This window comes from Pseudomonas sp. CH235, from assembly GCF_004368175.1.
Classification (GTDB): Bacteria; Pseudomonadota; Gammaproteobacteria; order Pseudomonadales; family Pseudomonadaceae; genus Aquipseudomonas; species Aquipseudomonas paraglycinae.
On the sequence record NZ_RRZJ01000045.1, the window covers coordinates 18,243 to 27,109 of the forward strand.

General features: G+C 60.5%; 6 protein-coding genes. 3 read left to right on the forward strand and 3 right to left on the reverse strand.

The window, feature by feature from the left end:
• Positions 1–215 precede the first annotated feature (215 nt).
• From mksB to mksF, 3 genes are read left to right on the forward strand one after another with little or no spacing between them, the layout of a single operon-like run.
• Positions 216–1,496, forward strand: a complete 1,281-nt coding sequence (gene mksB, locus EIY71_RS27365) for an Mks condensin complex protein MksB (protein WP_162803847.1) — start codon at positions 216–218, stop codon at positions 1,494–1,496.
• Positions 1,486–2,187: an Mks condensin complex protein MksE gene (mksE, locus tag EIY71_RS27370; protein ID WP_102687511.1), complete on the forward strand. Its 702-nt coding sequence runs from the start codon at positions 1,486–1,488 to the stop codon at positions 2,185–2,187. The genes mksB and mksE overlap by 11 nt, the downstream gene beginning before the upstream one ends.
• Complete coding sequence (gene mksF / locus EIY71_RS27375) at positions 2,184–5,024, forward strand: Mks condensin complex protein MksF (protein WP_085745416.1); 2,841 nt, start codon at positions 2,184–2,186, stop codon at positions 5,022–5,024. Before mksE ends, mksF begins: the two co-directional genes overlap by 4 nt.
• 69 nt (positions 5,025–5,093) lie before the next feature.
• Here the strand turns inward: mksF and EIY71_RS27380 are convergent, their stop codons facing one another.
• Genes EIY71_RS27380 through EIY71_RS27390 form a run of 3 tightly spaced genes read right to left on the reverse strand, consistent with a single transcriptional unit; the run spans position 5,094 to position 8,659 of the window.
• The gene (locus tag EIY71_RS27380) at positions 5,094–7,397 is read right to left on the reverse strand and encodes a PqiB family protein (RefSeq protein WP_085745417.1); all 2,304 of its coding nucleotides are present in this window, start codon (positions 7,395–7,397) and stop codon (positions 5,094–5,096) included.
• Positions 7,390–8,013 (reverse strand): paraquat-inducible protein A, encoded by a 624-nt coding sequence (locus EIY71_RS27385; RefSeq protein ID WP_007951771.1) that lies wholly within the window; start codon positions 8,011–8,013, stop codon positions 7,390–7,392. Before EIY71_RS27385 ends, EIY71_RS27380 begins: the two co-directional genes overlap by 8 nt.
• Positions 8,000–8,659 (reverse strand): paraquat-inducible protein A, encoded by a 660-nt coding sequence (locus EIY71_RS27390; protein WP_007951772.1) that lies wholly within the window; start codon positions 8,657–8,659, stop codon positions 8,000–8,002. Before EIY71_RS27390 ends, EIY71_RS27385 begins: the two co-directional genes overlap by 14 nt.
• Positions 8,660–8,867: the final 208 nt, after the last annotated feature.

The window sequence follows — 8,867 nt, forward strand, 5'->3', positions numbered from 1 at the left end:
CGGCGGCGGGACTCGATTAGCAAGGGTCGGCCACTTGTGGATAACTGAAGTGCGCTGATTCTACCGCCCTTCGCTCAAGATCGCGCGCTGTTGATCGATAGTCTTGACCGATACCTTGACGCAAAGAAAAGCGACAGCCCGTCCCGAGAGTGAATCGCATCCTTCGTGATGCAGTACAATCGCGGCTTTTAATCGCCAACCAGCCGGCCATTCCGATGATCGAACCCAAGCGCGTCTTGCGCGCCCTCGCTGAACACTGGGCACTTCTGGAGCCACTGTGCGAGCACTTCGACCAGGGCACCCTGAGCCTCAACGAACTGCGCACGCAACTGGCCGCCCAGCAACTGGACAGCACGCCGCAGGACATCACCAGCCTGCTCGACGTGTGGATCCGCCTCGACATTCTGGTTCCCGTGGCGAAAAGCCCGAACCGTTTCGAGCTGAACGCGCAGATTCACGACTTCCTCGCCTATCTGCGTCGGGAACACCGTCTGGGCCTGTGCCTGGAAATCGAAGCCTATCTGCGTCACCTTGAGCGTCTGGCCGGTTATATCCAGGATGCGTTCGACGTCCGTGACGGCAATGACCTGGCGCGTCAGTTGCGCCTGCTCGACATGCGCGTGCGCGACGTTCTGAAGAAACTCGACAACGACGAACAGGCGCTGGTGGCCGTGGCCGAACGGGCCAAGACCAGCGACCGGCAGATTCCGCTGCGTCAGCGTTACGCCGAAGTGCTGGCGACCTGGGACGAATACGTCGAGCCGATGATCGATCTGGTGAACGCCGACGGCGCCTTCGAGCAAGGCGTGCGCAAGGTCGAAACCGTGCTGCTGAAGATGCTCAGCGAACAGCAGCGCCTCGGCCATCTGGTCGATGACGACATGCTGCTGCGCACCCACGCGCGCATCCTCGAAATGCAGACCAGCGCCCAGTTGACCCTGCGTCACGCTCGGGAATTGCTGCTGCCGCTGCGTGAAGAAGCGCGCCGGCACAACGCCGTGACACGTGGTGCCGCACTTGCGCTGGCCGCGATCCGCCGCAAAGGCATCGACGCCGTGCCGCAAGCCGCGATGCCGCTGTTCACCCGGCCGCAAAGCACCTTCCTCGGTAGCGCCAGTCAGGTTGAAGCATACGTCTACGCCCTGGCCCGTTTCGAGCCGAAACCGGCGCGTTTCCCAAAGGCGCACAAGTCGCAGAAGACTGGCGATGCCCCGCGCGCACCGCGCACCGTGCGCGAGATGGTCGACCGCTGCGAAGAATCCCTGCCGATGCCGGATCTGATGACCTGGCTGCTGGAGCAGGAACCGGACGGCGCGACCGACGAATTGCTTTACTGGTTCTCGCGCCTGTCGCGGGAAAAACGCTTCAAGCGCGAGCGTCTGGAACGCCGCGAATACCACACTCACGAGCACCAGGTCAGCCTGCGCTCCTTCGCCCTGCTCTCGGCCGGCGACACCGCCGCCGAGGATTCTGCGAGCATCCCCAATGCATCTTGATCTTTCCGAACTGTCTCAGCTGGCGCCGATCTTTCGCGAGCTGTTCAAGGGCTACCACGTCAGCCGCCGCGACCCGGAGCTGTACGCGCAACTGTCGAACTTCCAGGACCAGTACCGCACGCTGTTCAAGGCGCTGGGCTTCGAACTGGTCTGCGACACCCGTGGTTTCTATTACTTCGTGCCGGACATGGCAGCAGCGGCGGTGAACAAGACTGCTCAGCGCCTGGCACTGTTCACTTTCATCCTGGTCGAGCATCTGGCCGATCAGGGTCGCGACCCGATCGCCGTGCTCGACGGCGGCAGCCTCGGCCGGGAAGAACTGCCGTCGCTGCTGGAAAAGTACCGCGACCTGTTCATCCAGGCCGAAGTGCAGACCGTTGAAGAGCTCGAAGAAAAGATCATGCGCCGCATGACCCAGCTCGGCTTCGCCAGCGAGGAAAACGGCGTGTACCGTTTCCTGCCGCCGATGCACCGTTTCCTCGACGTCTGCCTGTCGGTCCAACAAGACCGCGATCTGGCGGCCAGCGTGCACAGCGTTCTGCCGCTGCCGGCACCGGTACTGATTGACGAAGCCGCCGAGGCGAAATTCCTCGCCACCGACGACCCGCTCGATCTATCCGAATTTGATGAAGAGAGCGAAGAAGACGCACTGGCCCGCGCCATTGCCGAAGAACAGGAGTCCGACGCATGAGCCAGGAACGCTACGGCATCCGCCGCTTTGCCCTTTTGAACACCGCCGGTTACAGCCTCGGCCTGTTCCCGCTGGAAGAACCGCTGTCGGTCTACGGCGCGAACAACCTCGGCAAATCCGCCTCGATCAACGCCTTGCAGTTCCCGATTTTGGCGCGCATGTCGGACATGAGTTTCGGCAAGTACAGCCTGGAACAATCCCGGCGTTTCTACTTTGCCTCCGACACCAGCTATATCCTCGTCGAAGTGAACCTGCCCCACGGCCCACATGTGATCGGCGTGGTCGGTCGCGGCCCGGGCGGCGGTTTCGGTCACCAGTTTTTTGCCTATGCCGGCAAGCTCGATCTGGCGCATTACCAGAAGAACGACACCTGCCTGCGGCAGAAAGAGCTGTTCAGCAACCTTGAGAAAGAAGGCCTGAAAGCCTACGAACTCAAGCCCGATGAGCTGCGCCGATTGCTGGTGGGCGGTCACACGTCGATCCCGCTGGATCTGACGCTGATTCCGCTGCGCTCCACCAGCGAGCAGAGCCTGAAGACCTTCCGCGCGCTGTTCATCAACCTGCTGCACATGCGCGAAATCACCGCAGCCAAGCTCAAGCAATTGTTCCTCGATGCCTTCGAACACAGCCTGCGGTCCGGCAGCGTCGATTACATCGCGGCGTGCGAAGAAGCCTTCCGCGATGTGCGTCGCATGGAACAGGACTACAACTCGCTGGTAGCTGCCGGCCCGCTGGTCGAAGCCTTGGCCAACGGTGTGAAACAGCGCGACGTGCTGCGCGGCAAACTGCATCGCCTGTCGCCGCTGCTCGACTCGTTGCTCGGCACCTGGTCGGACTACGCCACGGCGCGCAAGGAAGAGCTGACCATTCAGGCCGAGCACTACCGTCGCGAGCAGGACGATCTGCAAAACGATCAGCGTGGTGGCACTCAGGAACTGATGCGTCTGGAGCGGGAAATCTCCGGCATTCAGCGCTGGCTCGGCGAGTTGTCGGTGCTGAAGAACCGCTTCGCGCTGGTCGATGACGTCAAAGTCCTGGAGCAGCAACTGCTGGCGGCCAAGGACGCTCACGACGAACTGGCCGGTGCGCTGGCGCAGTCCCGTCAGTTCAGTGCCGAGGATCTCGAAGAACGTCTTCGCGATCTGGAAAAACGCCTGAAGTCGGTGAAGCAACAACTCGATCACGCCGACAACAACAGCTATGCACGCCTGCGCGAAGAGTTCTCGCAACAGGATGTCGAGCGCCTGATGCGCCTGTTCAACAGTGCGCTGTTCAGCCTGCCGCTGGGCGAACACGGCATCACCCTCGACGAGAACGGCGAGTGGGTAAAATCGGTCGAGCTGATCCTCGACGGCTTCAAGGGCGAGCGTTTCGAAGTGCCGGGCCTGTCGATCGACATCTCGCACATCGAGCCACCGGCTCTTCAAGCGCTGGCCGACCGTGCCGCGCTGCGCGATCAGAAAGAGCGTCTGGAAAAAGAGCTCAAACAACTCAAGACCCAGCAAGCGGTGGCCGCCGACCGCGCTGCGAGCAAGACCCAGACCGAAGCGCTGTACCAGCAGGTGCTGGATGCGCAAAAGGCGCTGGAAGATTTCCGCCGCACCCAGACCCTGAGCGCCGAAGAAGGCGACAAGCTGGAGCAACTGGCGCAAATGGAAGCCGCGCAGGACGAACTCAAGCGTTCCAGCGATGCGTTCACCGAGCGCGTCCAGCAACTGTCGGCCAAGCTGCAACTGGTCGGCCGGCAGATTGCCGACATGGAAGCCAAGCAACGCACCCTCGACGATGCCCTGCGTCGCCGTCAGTTGCTACCGGCGGATCTGCCATTCGGCACGCCGTTCATGGATCCGGTCGACGATTCCATGGACAACCTGCTGCCGCTGCTCAATGACTATCAGGACAGCTGGCAAGGCCTGCTGCGTGCCGATGGCCAGATCGAAGCGCTGTACGCACAAGTGCGCCTGAAGGGCGTGGCCAAGTTCGACAGCGAAGACGACATGGAGCGCCGTCTGTCGTTGCTGATCAACGCTTACGCGCACCGTACCGACGAAGCCCTGACCCTCGGCAAGGCGCGTCGCGCAGCCGTGACCGATATCGCGCGGACCCTGCGCAATATCCGCAGCGACTACGACAGCCTCGAGCACCAACTGGCGCTGTTCAACCGTGAGATCAACAAGCGTCAGGTCTCCAACCTGCAGAGCTTCCGCATCGTGCTCGCGCCGAACAAGGAAGCGCTCAAGCACATCGACCAGATCATCCACAGCGCCGGTCAGTACGAAGAAGGCGAAACCTTGTCGGTGTTCGACCTGAGCCAGAGCGCCGAGCAGGACAACAAGAACGAAGAGGCCAAGGAGTACCTGGCGCGGCTGGTGGCGGCAAACCACAACCAGCTCGGCCTCAAGGACTTGTTCGAACTGGCGTTCGAGATCACCAAGGTCAACGGCCAGCCGGTGATCCACACCGACATCGATGGCGCGGCGTCCAACGGCACCACGATGACCATCAAGGCGCTGACCAACATGTATTTGTTGCTGCACTTGATGGACCGCGACCTGGCCGGTCGCGTGCGCCTGCCGTACTACCTCGACGAAGCGGCGGACATCGACGAGAAGAACCAGGCCGCTCTGCTGGAAACCAGCCTGCAACTGGGCTTCGTGCCGATTCTGGCGAGTGTGAAGCCGCAGGTCTGCGCCAGTGTCGCCATCGACCTGGAAGGCGGCAGCGGCCCGGCCGGCATCTACATCGACGAGGCGGACTGGAAATACATCCGCCGTCACGATTTGGTGAAAGCCACCATCAATGTCGAAGCGGACGAGCCGGAGCTGGATGCGGTTTGATGCTTAACTGACGGGCACAAAAAAGGGCCGCGATCCAATGGATCGCGGCCCTTTTTCATGGGCTCGGGATTATTTGCCGAGGGGGATTTTCGGCGCCCAGGTCAGCCATTCGTCTTCGAACTTGTCGAACAGTGGGAAGGTTTGTTCGGCACGCGCGGGGTTGCCCATCTTCTCGCCGTCCGGTGTGGCGAAGGCGATACCGCCCTGAATCACGGTCTCAAGCGACTCCGTGCGTACGGTCATGCCTTTGAACAGGCCGATATCGAAACCGACACCACTGGTGTTCCAGAAACGGCTGCCGCTGCGCACCAGTGGCGCGTATTTCGGTTCGATCAGGATGTGCACCAGTACGCGATCCGCTGTCTGGCCCAGTTCGTAACCGGTGACTTTGCCTACGGTGATCTCTCGGTAGGTCACCGGAACACCCGGTTTCAGCGAGCCGCGACGGGCAGCGCTCAACACAAGGCTCAAGCCTGCCTCCTGCTTGGTGACTTCCGGCGGATTGGCCAGGGCCACGAAGTTCTTCTGCGGGCCGAGGTTCTTGGCCGCAGGTTGCACTTCGATGTACTGGCCGGTGACCAGGGTCTCCAGGTTCGAGGTCTTGATCAGACCCAACTCCGGTTTGACCACCCAGAACTGACTGCCGACTCGAGCAATCTTCTCCGGCACTTCAGTGATGCGCGCGGTGAGGATTACCGATTGCAGATCATCGGTCAGGTCGACACTTTCGATCTTGCCGACGTCCAGTCCCTTGAAGCGCACCGGGGTGCCGCTGCGCAGACCGTCCGCGCGATCGACCTTGATGGTGACGACGGCGCCTTTCTGATTCGCTTCATCATGGTTGGCGAACAGACGGAAGCGCGGGATGCGTTTTTGTAACGGTGCTTTGGCTTGTGGCGTTTCGAAGGCAATGCCGCCGGCCATCAGGGTCTGCAGCGATTCACTCTTGACCTGAATCCCGCCGGTCAACCCGCCGGTCAGCGTGACACCGCTGACGTTCCAGAACCGGGTCGAGGCGTTCACCAGGTTTTCGTATTCCTTCTCGATGTGGACGCCAATCACCAGTTGTTTGCGGGTCTTGGAGAACTGATAGCTCTGCACCGAACCGACCTTGACCTGCTTGTAGAGGATCGGGCTGCCGACGTCGATCGAGCCTAAGGTATCGGTGAACAGGACCAGGTGCAGGCCGGGTGCGCGCAGATCCAGCGGCGGGGCTTTTGGCCGGGCCTCGAATTCACGTTGTGGCGCACCACCCTTGTCGCCCGGACGTACGGCGATGTAGTTACCTTTTACCAACGCTTCCAGACCGGTAATGCCGGCCAGGGAGATCGAAGGTTTGACCACCCAGAATTGCGTGCCGGTGACCAGATAGTCTTCGGCCAGCGGATCGAGGGTCAGTTCGGCGGTGGCGCTGGACAGGTCCGGATCGATCTTCAGCGCTTTCAGGTTACCGACCTGAATGCCCTTGTACATCACCGGAGTGCGCCCGGCTTGCAGGCCTTCGAAATCGCTGAGTTTGACCTTCACGCGGATGCCGGCGGCGGCCGCATCGAAGTCTTCGTAAAGACGGAACGGCAGGCTTGGATCGGTGGGCGGGCTGTCCTTGCGGTTCTCCGGGGTGGCGAAGGCGATACCGCCGGCGACGATGCTGGCCAGGGATTCGCTGCGCACTTTCACGCCGGACAGGTTGGCGTCGATGCTGATGCCGCTGGCGTTCCAGAAACGGGTGTGTTTGCGCACCAGTTTGGCGTAGGTCGGTTCGATGAACACCTTGAGCTCGACCGTACTCTGGTCTTCCGACAGCACGTAACTTTTGATCTGACCGACTTTGATCTGCTTGTAGAACACCGGGCTGCCGCGATTCAACGAACCCAAACGGTCGGCCTTGATCGTCAAGTGCAGACCGGGCTTCGAATCCGATAGCGGCGGCTCTTCGGCCAGGGCCTTGAACTTGCGGGTCGGCTCGCCTTCGCCAGGACTGATGGCGACGTAGTTACCCGATACCAGGGTTTCCAGGCCGGTGATACCGGCCAGGGTCACGCTCGGTTTGACCAGCCAGAAACGGGTGCTGGTCTTCAGGTACTGATCGACATCCTTGTTCATCTCGATGGTCGCGATGACACCTTTGGAGTTGCCTTCATCATCGAGCTTGAGGGTTTTCACCTTGCCGACCGGCATGCCTTTGTAGACCACTTCGGTCTTGTTGGCCTGAATGCCTTCACCGCTTTCAAACCGCACCTGAATCTCGATACCGGTTTCGGTGTAGGCACGCCAGCCGAGCCAGCCGCCGATAATCAGGGCGATCAGGGGCAGCACCCAGATGGCAGACCAGTTCGAAGCCGGTCGGGTTTTCGCTACAGGCAAATCAGTCATGGTCGGCGTCCGACTCCGTGTTATCCCAAATCAGTCGGGGATCGAAAGTGACAGCGGCGAGCATCGTCAGAATCACCACACTGGCGAAGGCGATGGCGCCAAGATTGGCTTCGACACTGGCAAGCCGGCCGAAGTTGACGACCGCCACCAGAATGGCGATCACGAAAATATCGAGCATCGACCAGCGGCCGATGAACTCGATGAAGCGGTACATCCAGATCCGTTGACGGGCGGACAACGGCTGGCGGCGCTGTACGGAAAACAGCAGCAGCGCGATGCCCACCAGTTTGAAGGTCGGCACCAGGATGCTGGCGATGAACACCACGGCAGCGATCGGAATCATGCCGTGCTGCACCAGCTGGATGACGCCGGACATGATCGTACTCGGGTCACCCTGGCCCAGAGAGCTGACGGTCATGATCGGCAGAACATTGGCAGGGATGTAGATAATCGCGGCCGTGATCAGCAGCGCCCAGGTTCGCGCGAGACTATTGGGCCGCCGGGCGTGAACCAGCGCACCGCATCGGGTGCAGGTCTGCACATCGCTGTCGGTATCCTGCCTGTTCAGTTCGTGGCATTCGGTACAGATCAGAATGCCTGCATCAATCGCCCGCATGGGCATCTTCTCCTGATAACGCCTGCCAGATCTGGTGCGGCGACATCACCACTTCGAGCCAGACCTGAACCAGTAACAAGCCGATGAAACACGCCAGACCGAGGCCCACGGTGATAGCCGCCATGTCCGCCAGTTTGACGATCGCGACCAAGACGCCCATGAGGTAGACCTCAAGCATGCCCCAGTCTTTGAGGTGGTGATAAATGCGGTAGAGCAGCAGGCCATAACTGCGTCCGATGTTGAAACGGATCGTCAGCAACACGATCAGCTGACACAGCAGTTTCAACAGTGGAATCGCCATGCTGCAAAGGAATACGACAACCGAAACACCGCGCATATCGGTGTTGAACAGACCGATAACACCGCTCCAGACCGTGTCCTGCGACGATTGCCCGAGAACATTGAGCTGCATGATGGGTAAAAAGTTCGCCGGCACGTAGAGCAACAGCGCGGCAATGACCAGGGCGAGGCTGCGCTGCACCACGTTATGACGGTGAGCGTACAGTTCGTAACCGCAGCGTGGGCAGAGGGCTTTTTCGCCGTGAGCAAGCTTGGGCTTGCGCATCAGCAGATCGCACTCATGGCAGGCCACCAAGTCATCCAGCGGTAAATCTGACAGCCCGGGGGCGTCAACCGAATCTGACATAAGGGCTCTGGCTCCGAGAAAGTTGGGATCTATTCTAGTGTTCTGATTCGAAAATAACTGTGCAAATTTGTTCGCTGACGCGAGCAAAAACTTTCCTGCGGGCAAAACAAAACCCCAACTGCTTTCGCAATTGGGGTTTCGGAATTTAATCTTGACGATGACCTACTCTCACATGGGGAAACCCCACACTACCATCGGCGATGCATCG

Bases quoted from the DNA above. Each gene is read 5' to 3' on its own strand.
- mksB (WP_162803847.1), top strand. From the start codon at position 216: ATGATCGAACCCAAGCGCGTCTTGCGCGCCCTCGCTGAACACTGGGCA.
- mksE (WP_102687511.1), top strand. From the start codon at position 1,486: ATGCATCTTGATCTTTCCGAACTGTCTCAGCTGGCGCCGATCTTTCGC.
- mksF (WP_085745416.1), top strand. From the start codon at position 2,184: ATGAGCCAGGAACGCTACGGCATCCGCCGCTTTGCCCTTTTGAACACC.
- EIY71_RS27380 (WP_085745417.1), bottom strand. From the start codon at position 7,397: ATGACTGATTTGCCTGTAGCGAAAACCCGACCGGCTTCGAACTGGTCT.
- EIY71_RS27385 (WP_007951771.1), bottom strand. From the start codon at position 8,013: ATGCGGGCGATTGATGCAGGCATTCTGATCTGTACCGAATGCCACGAA.
- EIY71_RS27390 (WP_007951772.1), bottom strand. From the start codon at position 8,659: ATGTCAGATTCGGTTGACGCCCCCGGGCTGTCAGATTTACCGCTGGAT.